The 17,793-nt window shown below is 34.6% G+C and carries 17 protein-coding genes; 2 read left to right on the top strand and 15 right to left on the bottom strand.

Annotated features, from left to right (window positions below; genetic code table 11):
- Positions 1 to 58: 58 nt before the first annotated feature.
- The 11 genes from coaE to HAV12_RS15500 form a co-directional block, all read right to left on the bottom strand.
- Positions 59 to 655 (bottom strand): dephospho-CoA kinase, encoded by a 597-nt coding sequence (gene coaE / locus HAV12_RS15450; RefSeq protein WP_171570445.1) that lies wholly within the window; start codon positions 653 to 655, stop codon positions 59 to 61.
- A gap of 1 nt (position 656) precedes the next feature.
- Entirely contained in the window at positions 657 to 1,655 is a 999-nt protein-coding gene (locus HAV12_RS15455) for a glycosyltransferase family 2 protein (protein WP_171570446.1), read from the bottom strand.
- 124 nt (positions 1,656 to 1,779) lie between these two features.
- On the bottom strand, positions 1,780 to 2,970 hold the full coding sequence (gene fabV, locus HAV12_RS15460; protein WP_171570447.1) for an enoyl-ACP reductase FabV: 1,191 nt from the start codon (positions 2,968 to 2,970) through the stop codon (positions 1,780 to 1,782).
- Positions 2,971 to 2,990: 20 nt separating this feature from the next.
- The gene (locus HAV12_RS15465) at positions 2,991 to 3,512 is read right to left on the bottom strand and encodes a hypothetical protein (protein ID WP_171570448.1); all 522 of its coding nucleotides are present in this window, start codon (positions 3,510 to 3,512) and stop codon (positions 2,991 to 2,993) included.
- A 13-nt stretch (positions 3,513 to 3,525) separates the two neighbouring features.
- The gene (gene recN / locus HAV12_RS15470; RefSeq protein WP_171570449.1) at positions 3,526 to 5,178 is read right to left on the bottom strand and encodes a DNA repair protein RecN; all 1,653 of its coding nucleotides are present in this window, start codon (positions 5,176 to 5,178) and stop codon (positions 3,526 to 3,528) included.
- Positions 5,179 to 5,232: 54 nt separating this feature from the next.
- Entirely contained in the window at positions 5,233 to 6,120 is an 888-nt protein-coding gene (locus tag HAV12_RS15475; RefSeq protein WP_171570450.1) for a DUF4835 family protein, read from the bottom strand.
- Positions 6,121 to 6,199: 79 nt separating this feature from the next.
- Positions 6,200 to 7,408 (bottom strand): bifunctional phosphopantothenoylcysteine decarboxylase/phosphopantothenate--cysteine ligase CoaBC, encoded by a 1,209-nt coding sequence (coaBC, locus tag HAV12_RS15480; RefSeq protein WP_171570451.1) that lies wholly within the window; start codon positions 7,406 to 7,408, stop codon positions 6,200 to 6,202.
- Positions 7,409 to 7,417: 9 nt separating this feature from the next.
- Entirely contained in the window at positions 7,418 to 7,735 is a 318-nt protein-coding gene (locus HAV12_RS15485) for a DNA-directed RNA polymerase subunit omega (protein ID WP_008463064.1), read from the bottom strand.
- A gap of 9 nt (positions 7,736 to 7,744) precedes the next feature.
- Positions 7,745 to 8,539 carry an outer membrane protein assembly factor BamD gene (locus tag HAV12_RS15490; RefSeq protein WP_171570452.1) on the bottom strand — a complete coding sequence of 265 codons (795 nt, stop codon included), beginning with the start codon at positions 8,537 to 8,539 and terminating at the stop codon, positions 7,745 to 7,747.
- 125 nt (positions 8,540 to 8,664) lie between these two features.
- Positions 8,665 to 9,558: a 4-hydroxy-tetrahydrodipicolinate synthase gene (gene dapA, locus HAV12_RS15495; protein ID WP_171570453.1), complete on the bottom strand. Its 894-nt coding sequence runs from the start codon at positions 9,556 to 9,558 to the stop codon at positions 8,665 to 8,667.
- 15 nt (positions 9,559 to 9,573) lie between these two features.
- A complete protein-coding gene (locus HAV12_RS15500; RefSeq protein ID WP_370528453.1) occupies positions 9,574 to 10,011 on the bottom strand; it encodes a hypothetical protein in 438 nt (145 codons plus the stop codon).
- 122 nt (positions 10,012 to 10,133) lie between these two features.
- Here HAV12_RS15500 and HAV12_RS15505 point away from each other — a divergent pair, with 122 nt between their 5' ends.
- Complete coding sequence (locus HAV12_RS15505; protein WP_171570455.1) at positions 10,134 to 10,913, top strand: 5'-nucleotidase C-terminal domain-containing protein; 780 nt, start codon at positions 10,134 to 10,136, stop codon at positions 10,911 to 10,913.
- Positions 10,914 to 11,051: 138 nt separating this feature from the next.
- Positions 11,052 to 11,963: a bifunctional UDP-sugar hydrolase/5'-nucleotidase gene (locus HAV12_RS15510; RefSeq protein ID WP_171570456.1), complete on the top strand. Its 912-nt coding sequence runs from the start codon at positions 11,052 to 11,054 to the stop codon at positions 11,961 to 11,963.
- Here HAV12_RS15510 and HAV12_RS15515 read toward each other — a convergent pair.
- The 4 genes from HAV12_RS15515 to HAV12_RS15530 all read right to left on the bottom strand — a co-directional run bounded on the left by HAV12_RS15515 (position 11,953) and on the right by HAV12_RS15530 (position 17,770).
- Complete coding sequence (locus HAV12_RS15515; RefSeq protein ID WP_171570457.1) at positions 11,953 to 12,651, bottom strand: hypothetical protein; 699 nt, start codon at positions 12,649 to 12,651, stop codon at positions 11,953 to 11,955. The two genes, HAV12_RS15510 and HAV12_RS15515, sit on opposite strands and share 11 nt — an antisense overlap.
- Complete coding sequence (gene ligA, locus HAV12_RS15520) at positions 12,638 to 14,644, bottom strand: NAD-dependent DNA ligase LigA (protein ID WP_171570458.1); 2,007 nt, start codon at positions 14,642 to 14,644, stop codon at positions 12,638 to 12,640. The genes HAV12_RS15515 and ligA overlap by 14 nt, the downstream gene beginning before the upstream one ends.
- Positions 14,645 to 14,891: 247 nt before the next feature.
- A complete protein-coding gene (locus tag HAV12_RS15525; protein WP_171570459.1) occupies positions 14,892 to 16,826 on the bottom strand; it encodes an OmpA family protein in 1,935 nt (644 codons plus the stop codon).
- 11 nt (positions 16,827 to 16,837) lie between these two features.
- Positions 16,838 to 17,770 (bottom strand): type IX secretion system membrane protein PorP/SprF, encoded by a 933-nt coding sequence (locus HAV12_RS15530; protein WP_171570460.1) that lies wholly within the window; start codon positions 17,768 to 17,770, stop codon positions 16,838 to 16,840.
- Between the last annotated feature and the right edge of the window lie 23 nt (positions 17,771 to 17,793).

Genomic DNA, 17,793 nt, shown 5'->3' on the forward strand with positions numbered 1-17,793 from the left:
GCAACAAAATTAATATTTTAACAATATACTAAATAATACATTAACCAAATATTAACATTTAAGACCGATTTTGTTTTATATTTAAAATTTTAAGAATTTTAACAACTTCTTCTTTAGCTTTTTTAAGATTATCGTTATTTATTACAAAATTGCTTCCGGAAATACGTTTTTCATCATCCCATTGCATTTTCATACGGCTTAAAACATGGTCTCTTGTGGTATTATCACGCTTTAAAACTCTTTCAATCCTTACTTCTTCAGGAGCAGTTACTGTTATTACAAGATCACATTCTTTATAACGACCACTTTCGAACAAAATTGCGGCTTCGTAGATTACATATTGGCAGTTTTCGTGTCTCAATAACCATGCCTCGAAATCCTCCTTAACAGCAGGATGAACTATCGCATTTAATTGGCTTAACTTATCTTTATCTTTAAAGACAATCTCAGCCAGTTTAGCTCTGTCTAAAATATTATTTTCAAAAATTGCATCTCCAAAAGTTGTTTTTATTTGTTTAATAATCTTTTCAGACTGCATGACTTTTTTGGCTCCGTCATCTGCTATATAAACAGGTACTCCCATTTCCTCAAAATAACGGGAAATAGTTGTTTTACCGCTTCCGATTCCGCCTGTCAAACCAATAACTTTTGTCATATTATACTTTAAAAAACATACGAGGAAAAGCTTCTTGTGGTTTTTTCTTCAAGAGGATAATTTTCACAAAAGATTCCAAAAACCCCGTTCCATAACCATAAAATTGTTTCCAGACGGCTACTAATGAAAGTAATCCAATCTTTATACTCTTATTCTGAACACTGGATGTAAGAAAAATTATACCGAAATATACAAAATATAATTGTAAAAAAAGGTCTACACTAAAAATTAACAATAAAAAAGCTATTAATAACCCTAAAATAAAGAATGTAGGAAAGAAAAATGTGATTTTATTATGCTCCGGATACCAACTATTTAGGATTGGCCTTGCAATTCCGAATTTGTGAACCTGCACAGAAAATTTACCCCAGTCTATTCGACGTTTGTGATAAACGAATGCTTCAGGAAATAATCTGGTTTCAAAACCTAGATTCCACAAACGAATTGAAAGATCGGGATCTTCGCCCGGATGAATATTTCCAAAACCTTTTGAAATTTCAAAGGCTTTCTTTGAAATCCCCATATTAAAACTGCGCGGCTGAAATTTATTGATTTTCTCAGAACCACCTCGAATACCGCCGGTTGTAAGAAATGAAGTCATGGCAAAATTGATCGCCTTTTGAATGTCTGAAAAGCTTTTCAGCGCTTTATCAGGGCCTCCAAAACAATCTACATAATTGGCATTTAACTCTTTTCGAACTTCGGTCAGATAGTTAGACGGAATGATACAATCCGAATCAAAAATGATAAAATAATCACCCCTCGCCTTTTGCATTCCAAAATTCCTTGAGTCTCCGGGTCCTGAATTTTCTTTGAAATAATAGGAAATATTAAGTTTTCCCTGGTATGTCATCACCACATCTTTACATGGTATGGAGGAACCATCTTCTACAAGGACAATTTCAAAAGCTTCATTATAATCAGATTGGGTCAGACTTTCTAAAAGTTCATCAACTTCATCTGGTCGATTATACACGGGTATAATTAAAGAAAAAATCATAATGGAATATGAGGTATTAAAGTAGTAATTATTTAAACTGAAAAATTTTAACAAAGATATGGTATATTCACAAAAAAACCATCAACTTTTGGCTGATGGTTTTTATTTATGGTAATCTGTATTTTTATTTTATACTTTCAATTTCAACTACTTCATTTGCTTCGGCTTTGTAGTCGACTCCTGCAAATTCAAATCCGAATAAATTCAGGAAATCATTTCTGTAACCTGCCAAATCTCCAATTCCAGGTAAAGATTCCGTTGTTGCTTCCAGCCAAAGTTGTGCTACTTTCGCCTGAACATCTTCACGCATTTCCCAATCGTCAATTCTGATTCTTCCTTTTTCATCTACAGGAACTTCAGCCCCACTGTACAGTCTGTCCTGAAACAAACGTTGAATCTGCTCAATACAGCCTTCGTGAATTCCTTCTTCTTTCATGATTTTGTACAGAAGAGAAATATATAAAGGAATAACAGGAATTGCAGAACTTGCCTGAGTAACCAGGGCTTTATTTACGGATACATACGCTTTTCCGCCTACTGATTTTAGACTATCTGTAATAGAAAATGCTGTAGCTTCCAAATCATCTTTTGCACGGCCAATTGTTCCTTTACGGTAAACTGCTTCTGTCAATGATGGTCCGATATAAGAATAAGCAACTGTTGTAGCTCCTTCTGCCAGCAAATTTTCATCTTTTAAAGCATCCATCCACATAGCCCAGTCTTCACCTCCCATTACTGCAACAGTATTGGTGATGTCTTCTTCATTAGCCGGAGCTATAGAAACCTCAGTAACGTTTCCGGTATGAAAATCAACTGTTTTGTTTGTAAATGTTTGTCCGATTGGTTTTAAAACGGAGCGGTGTGTCACTCCTGTAACAGGGTGTAAACGCACTGGTGATGCCAAACTATAGATCACAAGATCAATCTGTCCTAAATCAGCTTTTATTAAATCTAATGTTTGTCTTTTAATTTCGTTTGAAAAGGCATCTCCATTGATACTTTTTGCATACAAACCTGCTTTATGAGCTTCAGTTTCAAAAGCTGCAGAATTGTACCATCCAGGTGAAGCTGTTTTTCCTTCAACCGGTGGTTTTTCAAAAAAAACTCCAATTGTCGCAGCATCAGATCCGAAAGCACTTGTAATTCTTGAAGCCAATCCGAAACCTGTTGAAGCACCAATAACCAGTACTTTTTTTGCTCCGGCGATCGGACCTTTTGATTTTATATATTCTATTTGATTTTTTACATTTTGCTCGCATCCTTTTGGGTGGGATGTCAAACAAATAAATCCTCTCATTCTAGGTTCTATAATCATCTTGCAATTATTTTATTGTATTAATTCAATTTCAGTTTTAATTTTTCAAAAATAGACATTTTATCTTTAACCCTTTTCATGTTGGCGTTCATATTGTCTATAAAGTTTGGGTTTAAGGCATTTTTCTTCGCTAGTTTATAATAATTATAAGCTGTCATGTACTCATTTTCATACTCCGCCATTCTTCCTAATTCACTGTGGTAGGTCGAATAATCAAAATTTTCAAGGCTTTGCATCGTAGTATTGATATGGTCTTTGGCTTCAGCATAACGACCAATATCAATGAGCAAATAGGTATAGTTGATATAAGGCGGCGGGTATTTGGGTTCAAATTTCATAGCCAGTTTATAATGATAAATTCCTCTGTCATGGTTACTTAACTTGTTATAATAAATCCATCCCAAATGATTGTGCGCTTTACCAAAGTCAGGATATTGAGCCAGTATTTCCTCCAGCAGTTCTTTTCCGTCAGCTATATTTCCGTCAGATATTAAGGAATCTGCTTTAATAAATTGATTTTCATAAAAACTCAGGCTTTCCATATCTAACGTATTCTTAATTTAATAATTCTTTTGCATGATTTAGTGCCGAATCTGAAATGTTGGCACCAGAAAGCATCTGGGCAATTTCTATAATTCTTTCTTCCTGAGTTAAGAGCTTCAATTCTGATTGTGTATCCTCATCAACCGTAGATTTGAAAACCTTGAAATGAGAATCTCCTTTTGCGGCAATTTGCGGTAAATGCGTAATCGCAAATATTTGCATTGTGGTGCTCATTTCTTTCATAATCTCTCCCATTCGAATGGCTATTTCGCCGGAAACTCCGGTATCAATTTCATCAAAAATCAAAGTCGGTAATTTTGAGTATTTGGCTAATATTGCTTTAACAGCCAACATAATACGCGACATCTCTCCTCCGGAAGCCACTTTCTTAAGCAGTCCGAAATCTGTTCCTTTATTGGCTGAAAATAAAAACTGTAATTCGTCTTTTCCGTTTTGAAAATAAGTTTCAGACGGCAGCAGTTCCATATTGAAACGAACGTTTGGCATTCCTAAAGTCTCCAGAATCGAAACGAGCTGACTGGATAAAACCGGAATCGCTTTTTCCCTGTTTTGATGAATTGTCGCAGAGAAAGCATCCAACTCCTGTGTTTTTTGTTCTATAGCCTGCGTTAAAATTGTAATTTCTTCTTCGATATTTCCTAATTCGACAACTGCAATTTCCAAATCAGCCTGAATCTGAAGCAGATCTGCTACAGAAGTGACCTGATGTTTCTTTTGAAGATTATAAATCAACTGCAATTTCTGATTCGTTAATTCTAACTTTTCAGGATCGTTTAATAATTTTTCTGAAGCATTTTGCAGTTCTTTAGAAACGTCATCTACTTCGATGGCTACACTTGTAATTCTTTCGAATAAACTCTGATATTCGGGTGAAAAAAGGGCTATTTTTTGCAATGAAATTTTAATTTCATTCAGATTATGAAAAACGCCAAATTGTTCTTCGTTGGTAATCACCAAAGATTTATCAATTGCTTCTTTTATAATTTCGACATTATTCAGCTTCTCAAAATCAGCTTCCAGTTCTTCCTGTTCCCCTGATTTCAGCTTTGCTACTACCAGTTCATTCAACAGAAAAGTATTGTATTCCTGCTCTTTACCGGAATCGCTTTGTTTTTTCAGCAAAGCATTTAGTTTTGACTTGTCTGATTTATAGGTTTTCAGAAGTTTTTGATAAGATCCGATTACATCTGAATTGTTCGCAATTGCATCAATTATGTTAAACTGAACGTTTTCATCAGAAAGTTCCTGAGTCTGTTGCTGCGAATGAATATCAATCAAAAACAAACTTAAATCCTGAAGTTCCTGAAGGTTTACAGGGCTATCATTAATAAAAGCACGTGATTTTCCTGAAGGCAAAATTTCGCGTCTGATGATTGTTTCGTCTTCATAATCAAGGTCATTTGCTTCGAAAAATTCTTTTAAATTGTACTTCGAAATTTCAAATTGTGCCTCGATTACACATTTTTCTTCTTTATTTTTCAATGAAGTCAGATCGGCTCTTTTTCCCAAAACCAAACCTAGTGCTCCTAAAATTATAGATTTACCAGCACCTGTTTCACCTGTAATTATAGAAAAACCTTTTGAAAAATCAATAGCAAGTTTTTCAATCAGAGCGTAATTTTTAATTGACAGTGAAGTAATCATAAGAAAAAATATATAAATATAAAAGTTAATGAAGGGAGCAAAATTTAAATCTAATTAAAATTTGATTTGCGACCATTTTGTAGAATTCAATGGGGACACTTTGTTTAAAACATCTGTTAAATCGGTAACGGGAATACTTGGTCCTCCTGAAAAAATGGACACAATTTCATCTGATTTAGCATCAAAAAATATCCGTGTTAAAAAAGCATTTGGCTTCACCGAATTTAATTTGCTTATGAGTACTATTGAAGATTTTATTTTTTCTTTGGCCGCTTTCAAATCCTGATTCATATTATCTAAACCGGAATGGTATAAAAACATGGTTTGTCTTAAGTCGCTGTAGGTTGGCGAGAGCATATCGTTTATTAAAAAGTAACGGTTCTGAACTCCGTCTGCCTGGCTCCAGCCTTTAAAACCTCCCTGTTGCGCTACATTTGAAATATTTTGGGCGGTTTCAAGATAAGAACTTCCTCCACCCAATTGAAACGTATCGGCGTCTATTCCTAAAATCATATAGCTGTAAAAGGAAACTACAGAAACCAGATTGGATTCAAAAGTGGTCGGATTAAACAATAGCGGCTCATATTCTGTATACCTGAAGCTAAAGTCTTTATCATTAAAATTAAAAATCGGAGAGGAATAGGTCGAATTATAGATCAGTCTTGACGCCTGAATCTGAATGGTACCCGAAAACTGATCTGAACTATTCGATGATAAAGTAATATACATCGAACAATTAATGCGTTCGTTTTGTTTCAATACAGAACCTGTCCAGTCTGTTTTATTTACAAATTCTGATAAGGAAGTCTGCAGTGTTTTAAAAACCTGCTGATTTGGATTGGGAAGTCTGTCCGTATTTATAGTTACCGTACAATTTAGCTGTTGTGCCTGCGTAAAGCCAAAGATTAAAAATACTAATAAAGTAACTATTTTATTATTCATACGAAGATACTATTTGCGTTTAGCGAAATGTGGTTCCGCTATTTTTTAATTCAGTGTTTGATTTGAAATCAATTCTGCTTTATGAAAAATGTGAAATCACTTTATTCAAAATATCGGCAGCAACTGATTCTTTTGATTTCAATTCCATTGGTTCAATTTTAAAATCCTTATCGATAAAAGTTACTTTATTGGTTTCTTTTTTAAAACCGGCCCCTTCATCCTGCAAGGAATTTAAAACAATCAAATCTAAGTTTTTTTTCTGAATTTTCAACTTCGCATTCTCAATTTCATTTTCAGTTTCTAAAGCAAATCCAATCAAAAATTGATTTTTTTTGCTATTTCCCATCGACAATAAAATGTCTTTTGTTTTTTCGAGTTCAATCGAAAACTCATCCGGAGCTTTTTTGATTTTCTGTAAAGCTACCGTTTTAGGCTTATAATCAGCTACTGCTGCGGCTGCAACGGCAACATCAACCTCATTGTAATAGAGATGGCAGGCATCGTACATTTCCTGTGCAGATACAACATTTATCACCTGGATTACTGTATTTTTCACCTTGAAATGTGTTGGTCCGGAGATTAAAATAACACTTGCCCCTAAATCTGCTGCTGCATTTGCGATATCAAAACCCATTTTTCCTGAGGAATGATTTCCTATAAAACGTACAGGATCTATTGCTTCGTATGTTGGTCCGGCAGTAATTAGTATTTTTTTTCCTTTTAAGGGTAATTTACTTTCTAAATCAGCTTCCAGAAACGCAATTATGTTTTCGGGTTCTGCCATTCTTCCTTCGCCTGAGAGACCACTTGCCAGTTCACCGCTTTCTGCGGGAATCATGACATTCCCAAATTGCTTTAAGGCCGTAAAACCTGAAATTGTAGAAGGGTGTTTGTACATATCCAGATCCATTGCCGGAGCAAAGTAAACGGGACATTTAGCCGATAAATAAGTTGCAATTAGAAGATTATCGCAATTGCCAGTTGTCATTTTAGATAATGTATTGGCAGTTGCCGGAGCAATAAGCATCAGATCAGCCCAAAGTGCCAATTCAACGTGATTGTTCCAAACAGCATCTTCATCATCCTGATTAAAGAAACTGGAATGTACCGGATTTTTAGATAAGGTAGATAACGTAAGTGGCGTTACAAAATCCTTAGAAGCAGGTGTCATTATCACTTGGACATGTGCACCTGCTTTTATAAAAAGTCGTACTAATGAGGCTGTTTTATAGGCTGCAATTCCACCAGAAACTCCCAGTAAAATTTTCTTCCCGTTTAAAACTGACATTATACTCTATTATTTGTTTGAACTTCTGTGGTATGTTTTACCATCTAACCATTCCTGAACCGCTAAAGCGTGTGGTTTTGGTAATTTTTCGTAAAATTTAGAAACTTCAATTTGTTCTTTATTTTCAAAAACTTCTTCAAGACTGTCATTATAAGTAGCAAACTCTTCTAACTTCTCTGTTAATTCTTTTTTGATTTCAGAATTAATCTGATTTGCTCTTTTAGCCATAATGGTAATTGCCTCATACACATTTCCTGTTGGCTCTTCAATAACTGTTTTATTGTAAGTTATTGTGTTTACAGGAGCATTCGTCTTTTTTAAATCCATGACTTTTTTTTATTTATTATATTTTTGTAAATCAGTTTCAACTCTGACGTTCATTTCGTCAGCCTGCACTTTGTATTTTGTGTCGCTTTTAAACTTAAGCAAGTTATTGTAAGCTACTTTGGCAATATTTAAACGATCCTGCATTTTGGAAGGAACGCTGTTTATGGCCAGTTTGTATGCAGAATCATATTTATAGAACAATGCATCTTCTTTAAAAGGTGTTCCCGGGAAATCAGCAATAAAATTATCAAAAGCAATTAATGCGGATTTATAATCTGAAATCGTGTTATACCCTTTGGCATTTTCGTATGCTTTTTTCTCCAGCTTGCCATTCAGAATTTTCACTGCTTCATTTGCCTGGGCAATGTATTCTGAATTTGGATAATTATCAATAAAAGCCTGTAATTTTTCCAGTGCTTTTACCGTATCTGTCTGGTCTAAACTGTAAACAGGAGATAATTTTGAATAACTAAATGCTCCGAGAAAAGCAGCTTCCTGAACTTTTTCACTTCGCGGATAACCTGATACGAAACTTTCAAACTGGTAACCAGCCAGGTAATATTGTTTTGTTTTATAATAGGACTGAGAAAACATATAAAATAATTTTTCAGCCTGAGGTTTACCTCTGTAAGTAGGCGCTAATTGCTCAAAAAGACGGATGGCTTTTGAATATTTTCCTGCCTCATACATCTTTGTTGCTATTTCAAATTTTGCCGCAACATCTTCATTTTTCAATGCTTTTTGGTAATCACTACAAGAACAAAAAAGGACAACAACAATTAACAGAGATACTAATTTTTTCATTTTATTACTTTTATTATGATTACTTAGACAATTGTGCCAAAGCAAAATCACACCGAAGTTCCGGTGGCAAATTTAGTTATTAATTTAGCTACTACAAAATATTTTTTTGGTATAATAAAATACCGTTAATCCTGTTCTACTTTAATGCTTTTTTTAACAAATTCATTCAATCTTCCTGCCAGTGAATCATCTACTGACACTAATGGTAAACGTACCGTGTTTTCAGCAATACCAAGGGCTTTGAATACTTGTTTGATTCCGGCAGGATTTCCCTGCTCAAAAATCATATCAATACAATCGGATAAAAAGTATTGCGTTTTAAAAGCTTCATTTACTTTTCTATTCAGTCCCAAACGAATCATTTCTGAAAATTCTTTAGGAAAACCCTGTCCAATTACAGAAATTACCCCTGCTCCGCCAGCCAAAACTATTGGTAAGGCAATCATATCATCACCTGAAATTACAAGGAAATCTTTTGGTGTGTTTTTAATCAGTTGAAAAGCCTGCACGATATCTCCTGCAGCTTCTTTTATTGCCACGACATTTTTAAAATCATTTGCCAGACGAACTACTGTTGAAGGCAACATATTGCTGGATGTTCTTCCCGGTACGTTATATAAAATAACCGGCAGCGGAGAAGCTTCGGCAACTGCCTTAAAATGCTGATAAATGCCTTCCTGGGTTGGTTTGTTATAGTAAGGGGAAACAGAAAGGATTGCATCAAATGCCGAAAAATCCCTGGTTTTTAATTCTTCTACAACCTGCATGGTATTATTACCGCCAACACCAAGTACAAGAGGTAATCTTCCTTTATTAAAATCAATTACTGCATTAATAACCAATTCTTTTTCGGCTTGGGTTAAGGTAGCATTTTCTGCTGTTGTACCCATAACCACAAGATATTCAACTCCTCCATCAATCGAAAAATTAACTATTCGCTGTAATGCTTCAAAATCAATTGAGAAATCTTTTTTAAATGGAGTTACAAGAGCAACGCCAGTACCTATTAATGATTGCATATTCTAATTTATATTTTATTTTAAACTTTTTAAATACTTAAACAATTCGAAAACGAAGAGTTTGTAATTCTCTGTAGCGGTCTCTATCATCCATCTGTTCAATCTTTTATCGACGGATGCAAAACCAACTTTAAACTTCGCTTCTGACTTACTTGTTATCAGCATCAAAATTGCTTTTTCGATATCATAATAACTAATCAAAAGGTCAAATTCTGTCTTTATAAATTCATTTAGAAAATCTACGGTTACATTTCCGTTCCAACTGATGTCTTTTTTACCGAAAGTTGGTCTTGAATACGCTGTTTTTTCTTTGAATTTATCTCTGTACACCACAATTTTGATATCCTCCGCATTGATTCCATTCAATGTTAATTCTTTAATTAACTCTTTTGAATGTTGAAATTTACTTTCATCAACCAGTAAACCAATTGTTTGTATCTTACTTGTAAACACTTCGTTTTTGACATTATACAAGTTATTTTTTAATGATTTTTTTACAAAAAATTCCTTTATATAATTTAAAAACATAGTACTTTTGCCAGATTACAAAATTAATTATTTAAGTCGCATTTAAGATGGTAAAACTAAAAAAGTATAACGGATTTTTGAAACTTTTTGTTATATTCTTAACACTTTTTTTTATAACTTCTTGCAGTACCAAAAACTACAATTTAACGAAGATAGAAGGTAAACTGCTTCCTGTAACGGAAAAGGCTTCTGAAACGCCTGCAATTGAAAGCTTTATTGCTCCGTATCGAAATCATATTAATAAGGATTTAGACAGTGTCTTGGCTTATTGCCCTGAAACACTTGACAAAAGCACTGGAAAATGGCAGTCGACTATTGGAAATCTCATGGCTGATGTTTGTGTCGAAAGAGGAAATCTGGTTTTTAAAGCCCGTGAGAAAAAAAGCATTGATCTGTGTTTATTGAATCATGGTGGAATAAGAGCCATTTTACCTAAAGGAAATGTGACCAGCAGAACAGCATTTGAAATTATGCCTTTTGAAAACAGTATGGTTGTTATGGCGCTAAAGGGAGATCAGATTTTAGAAATGTGTTCTTATATTATTAAGGCACAGAAAGCACAGCCATTATCCGGGATGACTTTTACAATCGCAAAAGACAAGACTCCAAAAAACATTATGATTCAGGGAAAACCTCTTGATCTTACTTCAACTTACTATGTTGCAACCAATGATTATTTGGCAAATGGCGGAGACAGCATGACTTTTTTTGCAAAAAGTGTGCAAAAGTATGATCTGAATTACAAACTTAGAGATGTATTGATCGATTATTTCAAAGAAGTCGATACCATTCCGGTACCAAGAGACATCCGTATTACAGAAGAATAATATAAGGTTGCCACGAATTTCACGGATTTATACCAATCCTGATGTTGATAAAAAATACCCAATTCGCGAAAATTAGTGAAATTCGTGGCCAAAAAAACATTACAAATTACAATATCGTTTCAGTAAAAAATATAAAAAATGAAAAGAAGAGAATTTATCGAGAAAACAGCTGCCACTACTGCCTTATTAAGCTTAGGCCTGTCATTTAGCAGTTTTGAAACTAACGATATTAAACACTTAACTATTTTACATACTAACGATGTTCACAGCCATATTGACCCTTTTCCGGCTGATGATCCGCGTAATGCAAACAAAGGTGGTGTATCCCGCAGAGCTGCTCTTATAGAAACTATACGTAAAGAAAATCCAAACGTACTTTTATTAGATGCAGGTGATATTTTTCAGGGAACTCCGTACTTTAATTATTATGGTGGTGAGCTTGAATTTAAATTGATGAGCATGATGAAATATGATGCCTCAACTATAGGAAATCATGATTTCGACAATGGTCTGGATGGTTTATACGCTCAGATGCCGCATGCCAGTTTTGAATTTATAAATTCGAATTACGACTTTAAAAATACGGTAATGAACGGACTTGTTAAACCGTATAAAATTTTTAATAAAAACGGAATCAAAGTTGGTGTTTTTGGCCTTGGAATTGAACTTGCAGGTCTGGTAGACAAACAAATGTACAAGGAAACGGTTTACAACAATCCTGTAGAAATCGCACAGGACATGACGCAATTATTGAAAAAAACAGAAAAATGTGATCTGGTTGTCTGTCTTTCGCATTTAGGTTATAATTACAAAGATGACGCAACTAAAATCTGTGATTTGAAATTAGCGGAATTAACCCAGGATATTGATTTGATTATTGGCGGGCATACGCATACTTTTTTAGACAAACCAACTATCGTAAAGAACAAAGGGGGTGAAAATGTTTTGGTCAATCAGGTGGGATGCTACGGCATTAATTTAGGCCGTATTGATTTTTATTTTGATAAGGACAAAGCGCATACTAATCAGGGGAAATCGATTATTGTATAATAATCCTTTTCCCGGTTTTTAGTTTAGTCTTTTCAAGGAAATATTCCGCCATAAAGTAGTAAGCCAGAATTTGGGTAATGTCACGAATCAGCACGAGTACCACTGAAAAGGAAAAATACTCATTGAAGATATAAAATATGTCTGAAAATATATAGCTTATCGCCATTAGAGACATTAGCAATGTAATGTGGGTTCCTTTTGTGATGTAACTTACAAATGAAAAATAACTTAAAATACTTAATACAATTCCGTAAAAAGTATAAATAAAATTAAACTTTTTTATACTGTCTGCCTGCAGACTCAGTACTGAAATCAGTAAGTATATTATAAAAACAACCACTATAAATACCGGCAAAATATCTTTTCTTCTGAGCTTTATTCTTTTATGATTTACTATAAAAAACTGAAGCAATAAGATATAAACGATTAAGAAACTAAGTACTACCCCAATTTTAGAGACTTCTACTTCCATCAGATCAAAGACCTGACCCACAAAGCAAAAGAAAAAAATAAAAGCTTCTGTTTTTCCAATTTTGTAATTGCTGCTAATTAAAAAGTAGAAAAAAATTGCAGGAAGTACAATCGCTTTTGCATAAACGGCCAAAAAATCCTGTCCTGTACAATCAAAAATTATGGTACAGAGTAATGCGAGAAAAAACAGGATTAACGACGGTTTATTCGCTTTCATTTAGTTTCGTTATAAAATCTTCTTCAGACAATATCGGAATATTTAATTTATTTGCCTTTTCTAATTTGGCTGGTCCCATGTTATCTCCTGCAACCACAAAATCTGTTTTGGCAGAAATGGAGCTTCCAACCTTTCCTCCGTTGTCTTCGATGGTTTTCTTTAATTCATCTCTTGAAAATTGGGCAAAAACACCTGAAACTACAAATGTTTTTCCGATGAATTTCTCTGTTGCATTTGGGTTTATTTTTTCGACAACTTCAAACTGAACGCCATGATTTTTTAAGCGTTCTATGATTTTTTGATTCTCTTCATTTTCAAAAAATTCAATGACACTTCTGGCAATACGCTCGCCTATTTCATCTACTAAAATCAATTCCATCAGGGAAGCCTGACTTAATGCGGTAATATTTTTATAATGTTTGGCTAATTTTTTGGCTACTGTTTCACCCACAAAACGAATTCCAAGTGCAAACAGAACACTTTCGAATGGAATTTCTGTTGATTTTTGCACGCCATTTACCAGATTTTCAGCAGATTTTTTTGCCATTCTTTCTAAATGCAAAATGTCTTCTACTTTCAATTCATATAAATCGGCATAGTTATGAACCAATCCGTTTTTGAAAAGCAGCGCGACTGTTTCACCTCCAAGACCTTCAATATCCATTGCTTTTCTGGAAATATAGTGTTGGATTCTTCCAATAATCTGTGGAGGACATCCGTAGAAATTAGGGCAGTAATGATTGGCTTCACCTGCATTTCGTACCAATTCGCTATGGCATTCCGGGCAATGTGTGATGTATTGTGTTCTTTCTGAATTTTCCGGGCGTTTTTCTAAATCTACTGCGATAATCTTCGGAATAATTTCTCCTCCTTTTTCAACAAAAACGGTATCGTTTATTCTGATGTCTAATTTTTCGATCTGATCTGCATTGTGCAAAGAAGCTCTTTTTACTATTGTTCCCGCCAATTGTACGGCTTTTAAATTTGCTACAGGCGTAATAGCACCTGTGCGACCCACTTGATAGGAAATCGATTCTAATTGCGTAGAAACCTGCTCTGATTTGAATTTATAAGCCATTGCCCAACGTGGCGATTTTGCCGTATACCCCAACTCTTCCTGATGCTGGATACTATTTACTTTGATTACTACGCCGTCTGTTTCGTAAGGCAAATTATGGCGGTGTACGTCCCAATAATCGATAAAATCGAAAACTTCCTGTAAATTATGTACCAGTTTTGCTTCATTGGGAACTTTAAATCCCCATTTTCTGGCAGATTCCAAACCTTCAAATTGTGAAGGAAATGGCAAATTATTACCGGTTACAAAATACAATAAGCATTCTAAAGGGCGCTTGGCCACCTCTGCACTGTCTTGCAATTTTAAACTTCCTGATGCTGTATTTCGTGGGTTGGAATAAGGCGTTTCCCCAATTTCAATTAATTCCTGGTTCATTTTTTCGAATCCGGCGTACGGCAGAATAATTTCTCCGCGTATATCAAATTTGGCAGGGTAATTTCCCTTTAATTGCAGAGGTATTGATCTTATGGTTTTGATATTATTGGTGACATCATCTCCCTGAAAACCATCTCCACGCGTTAAAGCCTGAACTAATTTTCCGTTTTCGTAAGTGATACTTATAGAAGCTCCGTCATATTTTAATTCACAGGTGTATTGCAAATCAACATTTCCGAGTACTCTCTGAATTCGGTTTTGCCAATCTTCCAAATCATCTTTGGAGTAGGAATTATCCAGCGAATACATGCGGTATTGATGCGCTATAGTTTTAAAATTCTTGGTAATGGTACCTCCTACTCTCTGGGTTGGAGAATTTTTATCAAAAAATTCCGGATTTTTACTTTCTAAATCCTGAAGCTCTTTTAACTTAACATCAAAATCATAATCTGAAATTGTGGCATTATCAAGTACGTAGTAATTGTAATTGTGTTGGTTAAGTTCATTTCTTAAAGCCTGAATTGTCTCTTGAATATTCATAAAATAGTAAAATGATGCGGATTGTGATTTTAAATAACTGTAAATTCAAAATTAGGATTATTTTTGTTGAAAAACATAAAAACACAAAAGTTTTAAAAATCAAAAATCAAGTTGCAAAAAAATGCAACTTGATTTCCTTTTTGTCCATTATTCTTTAAAAAAGAATTAATCAAAACCAACTTCCAAATGGTTTTTAAGTTCTATATTTTTACACTGGCTATAAGCCAGTTTGGACATAAATATAGAGTTACTTTTGAATGATAATGAAATCTGAACGTCTGTTTAGCAAGTGCTCCGCTTCGGTACATTTCACACCATTTTTACATTTATTAATCAACCGGCTTTCGCCATAACCTATCGCACTCTCGATTCTTGAAGTATCTATTCCCTGAGAAATAATATAATCGCGGGTTGATTTGGCTCTGTTATCGGATAGTTTAAGGTTGTAAGCGTCTTTTCCGCGAGAATCGGTATGTGATTCTATTTTGATTCTGATGTTAGGAAATTTCTGCATGATAAAAACTACTTTTGTCAGCTCTTCTATTGCCAAAGGTGTAATATCATACTTATCATAATCAAAATAGATAGGGTTAACATCTACTTTTTCAACCCCTTTTTTCTTCACTACTAAGTCGTCATAATTGCTAAGTTCAAAATTAATATCCTTAATTTCGCCCTCATTATCATTTCCCGTTTGAACTGTTTTTTCGTCATTACTATAGTTCTGTTTTGCTGCCAGCAGTTTAACGACTTTTCCACACGGCACTACGATTGCATACTTACCCTCATAATTGGTCTTTGTTTCATTCAGAACGTCACTATAGGAATTGTATGCCATGATTACAACATCGGTAAGCGGTAATTTGGTTTTTCTGTCAACGGCTATACCGGAAATATTCTGATTGCAGACCGGTTTTCCTTTTACAAAAGAATAAATGTCATCATCACCTTTTCCATCTGCTCTGTTGGACGAGACATAACCGAAATTATCGGCTTTGTCAATTATAAAAGAAAAATCGTCTTTGTTACTGTTTATTGGCTCTCCCAGATTACGCGGAACAGAAAATGTTCCATCTGCCAGGAATTTGCTTTCGTAAACATCTAAATCCCCTAATCCGTAATGCCCGTCTGAAGAGAAATAAAGCGTTCCGTTGCTAAAAAAAGGAAAAAGATCATTCCCCAATGTATTAATTTTCGGCCCCAGGTTTACAGGGGAACTCATCGTACCGTCATCAGAAATTTTCACATAATACAAATCGGTTTCGCCGTATCCGCCAGGCATATCTGATGCAAAGAAAAGCCAACGCCCATCATCGCTTAACGAAGGGTGTCCTGCAGAATAATCATCACTGTCAAAAAAAACTTTTTCAGGATTTTCTAATTTGTTGTTTACAATTGCCCCTTTAATTATCTGAAAATTATTGGTTTTTGTCTCATCGATAACCAGTTTATTTTTCTTGACGATGTTGGTCGAGTAATAAATGGTTTTGCCCTGGGCATCAAAAGTAGCCGTTGCTTCATGATATTTTGTCATTACGTTTGGTATAAACAAAACTTCGTTGAACAAGCTTCCGTCTGCCGGATTACGATCTGCTACATAAAGATTTAAAAAAGGCTGGTTGTTCCAGGTATATAATTTTTCACTAAATTTTGTAGTATCCCTTGCGGAGGTAAACACAATTTTATCCTGAAAAAAAGTAGCCCCAAAATCAGATTTACTGGTGTTGATATCGAGATTTTTTATGTTATAAAGAGATTTGGCTTTAGAGAGACTGTCCAGCTGCTTCTTTTGAGTGGCGTATCTGTTAATTTCATTCTGATCTCCTTTTTTATCCAGATATTCTTTGATCATTCTGTTGGCCTCATCATAGTCCATCACTCCTTTTAAGGACTGAATGTAACGCAAATAGTAAATGTCTGTCAGATTGTTACCTTGTGCTTCGTATAATTTTTTGTACCATTTCAGCGCATTTCTTGCATCTGAAATAAAATAATACGAATCGGCCGCATTCTTTAGCGTCTGTGTGGACGGGTTCTTGATGTTTTGTAAAATTTCTTCGTAAGCTTTAGAAGCATCTACATAAGAATAGTTTTTAAACAACGCATCTGCCTTTTTTAAATTAGTCTGAGCAAAACCAATCGTAAAACTCAGGACTAAACTTAGGATATATAATTTTTTCATAGAGTTTGTTTTTAGAAGAATCGAGGAGATTTGATTTTGCTTTCACCTTTATTAAACTGATAGCGCAGGATGATTTCATGTGAACCATCATTGTATTTGTTCAATTGGCTTACTGTGTAGTCAAAAGCGTATCCGATATAAAAGCTTTTTGCTATCTGGAAACCAGCCAGTATGCTCACAGAGTCGTCTGTTCTGTAAGCACCACCAATTACAAATTTTTCTGCAATCATGAAATTTGCTGAAACATCAGCAGTAAGCGGAGCTCCGCTTACTGCTTTTACCAAAAATGCAGGTTTGAATTTTAAATTCGGATTCAAATCAAACACATAACCTCCCATTAAATAATAATGCAAACGATCATAATCTATAGATTCCTGAACATCATCATAATAATTATTCTGAATAAAACTTGGAATTGAAACTCCCAAATACCATTTATCGGTATAGTAATAAATACCTGCCCCGACGGCCAGTTTCATCTGATTATTAATATTCTGATTTAACAGATTATCTGTATTATCATAATATTTCCCTTTGGACCAGTCTATATTCAGCATTCGCATACCTGCTTTTAATCCAAAGGCCAGTCTTTTTTCATATCCAAGAGGTATTGAATAGGAAAAGTTTCCATCAACATACAATTCGTCAGATGGCCCGATTTTGTCATTGACAATACTTAAACCGAGACCGATTTTTTCATTTCGAAGTGGTGCATGAATAGAAAATGACTGTGTTTCCGGAGCACCATCAATTCCAACCCATTGTGAACGATACAAAAGTGATGCTTCTAATGATCCGGTAGATCCTGTATAAGCAGGATTTACTGACATCGTATTATACATATACTGCGTGTATTGCGGTTCTTGTTGCGCAGTAGCGCAAAATGTGATAAAAGAACATATTAAAATGAAATACGTTTCTAATGATTTTATATATAGTTTCATAACGATACTTATTTAGTTTAATT

Source organism: Flavobacterium sp. CLA17 (assembly GCF_013112255.2).
GTDB classification, from domain to species: domain Bacteria; phylum Bacteroidota; class Bacteroidia; order Flavobacteriales; family Flavobacteriaceae; genus Flavobacterium; species Flavobacterium circumlabens.

Excerpts from the sequence above, each read along its gene's own strand:
- coaE (WP_171570445.1), bottom strand. The coding sequence starts at position 655 with ATGACAAAAGTTATTGGTTTGACAGGCGGAATCGGAAGCGGTAAAACA.
- HAV12_RS15455 (WP_171570446.1), bottom strand. The coding sequence starts at position 1,655 with ATGATTTTTTCTTTAATTATACCCGTGTATAATCGACCAGATGAAGTT.
- fabV (WP_171570447.1), bottom strand. The coding sequence starts at position 2,970 with ATGATTATAGAACCTAGAATGAGAGGATTTATTTGTTTGACATCCCAC.
- HAV12_RS15465 (WP_171570448.1), bottom strand. The coding sequence starts at position 3,512 with ATGGAAAGCCTGAGTTTTTATGAAAATCAATTTATTAAAGCAGATTCC.
- recN (WP_171570449.1), bottom strand. The coding sequence starts at position 5,178 with ATGATTACTTCACTGTCAATTAAAAATTACGCTCTGATTGAAAAACTT.
- HAV12_RS15475 (WP_171570450.1), bottom strand. The coding sequence starts at position 6,120 with ATGAATAATAAAATAGTTACTTTATTAGTATTTTTAATCTTTGGCTTT.
- coaBC (WP_171570451.1), bottom strand. The coding sequence starts at position 7,408 with ATGTCAGTTTTAAACGGGAAGAAAATTTTACTGGGAGTTTCTGGTGGA.
- HAV12_RS15485 (WP_008463064.1), bottom strand. The coding sequence starts at position 7,735 with ATGGATTTAAAAAAGACGAATGCTCCTGTAAACACAATAACTTACAAT.
- HAV12_RS15490 (WP_171570452.1), bottom strand. The coding sequence starts at position 8,539 with ATGAAAAAATTAGTATCTCTGTTAATTGTTGTTGTCCTTTTTTGTTCT.
- dapA (WP_171570453.1), bottom strand. The coding sequence starts at position 9,558 with ATGCAATCATTAATAGGTACTGGCGTTGCTCTTGTAACTCCATTTAAA.
- HAV12_RS15505 (WP_171570455.1), top strand. The coding sequence starts at position 10,134 with ATGGTAAAACTAAAAAAGTATAACGGATTTTTGAAACTTTTTGTTATA.
- HAV12_RS15510 (WP_171570456.1), top strand. The coding sequence starts at position 11,052 with ATGAAAAGAAGAGAATTTATCGAGAAAACAGCTGCCACTACTGCCTTA.
- HAV12_RS15515 (WP_171570457.1), bottom strand. The coding sequence starts at position 12,651 with ATGAAAGCGAATAAACCGTCGTTAATCCTGTTTTTTCTCGCATTACTC.
- ligA (WP_171570458.1), bottom strand. The coding sequence starts at position 14,644 with ATGAATATTCAAGAGACAATTCAGGCTTTAAGAAATGAACTTAACCAA.
- HAV12_RS15525 (WP_171570459.1), bottom strand. The coding sequence starts at position 16,826 with ATGAAAAAATTATATATCCTAAGTTTAGTCCTGAGTTTTACGATTGGT.
- HAV12_RS15530 (WP_171570460.1), bottom strand. The coding sequence starts at position 17,770 with ATGAAACTATATATAAAATCATTAGAAACGTATTTCATTTTAATATGT.